Origin of the sequence: Methylobacterium sp. J-043, from assembly GCF_022829505.1 — a bacterium.
In the GTDB taxonomy this organism is placed as follows: domain Bacteria; phylum Pseudomonadota; class Alphaproteobacteria; order Rhizobiales; family Beijerinckiaceae; genus Methylobacterium; species Methylobacterium extorquens_A.
Genome location: NZ_JAKSYB010000031.1, coordinates 1 through 624, shown reverse-complemented (window position 1 = coordinate 624; position 624 = coordinate 1). Strand labels below are relative to the sequence as shown.

Here is a 624-nt window from a genome sequence, read left to right as displayed (position 1 = left end):
CCCCGAAGCCACCGACCGAGCCTTCCTCCACCGTCACCAGAACCTCGTGGCTCATCGCCAGATCGACGATCAGCTCCGCGTCCAGCGGCTTGGCAAAGCGCGCATCCGCCACCGTCGCCGCGACACCCTCGGCCTCCAGCGCGTCGGCCGCCTTCAAGGCCTCCGACAGGCGCGTGCCGAGCGAAAGAAGCGCCACCCGCGCCCCTTCCGGACGCCGCACCACACGGCCCCGGCCGATCGCCAGCGGCTCACCCTTCTCCGGCAGCTCGATGCCGACCCCCTCGCCGCGCGGGTAGCGCAGCGCGATCGGGCCCGAATCGTGCGCGTGGCAGGTCGCCACCATGTGCACCAGTTCCGCCTCGTCGGCGGCGGCCATCACCGTCATGTTCGGCAGGCAGCAGAGTCAGGCCAGTTCGAACCGGCCAGCAAGCGTCCTGCCGACGGCACCCACCCCACCAGACCGGTCGAGGCAGAACCGCACCGGAAGGTTCTGCAGCGCCACATCGTGCACTACATGATCGTAGGCCCGCTGCAGGAAGGTCGAGGAGATCGCCACGAACGGCTTGTAGCCCTCCGTCGCCAGACCGCCGGCAAACGTCACCGCGTGCTGCTCGGCGATGCCGA

At 70.0% G+C, this 624-nt stretch carries 1 pseudogene; it reads right to left on the bottom strand.

From position 1 onward, the window contains the following. Window positions 1-624: pseudogene (locus MKK50_RS05540) on the bottom strand (transketolase C-terminal domain-containing protein); the annotation flags it as partial.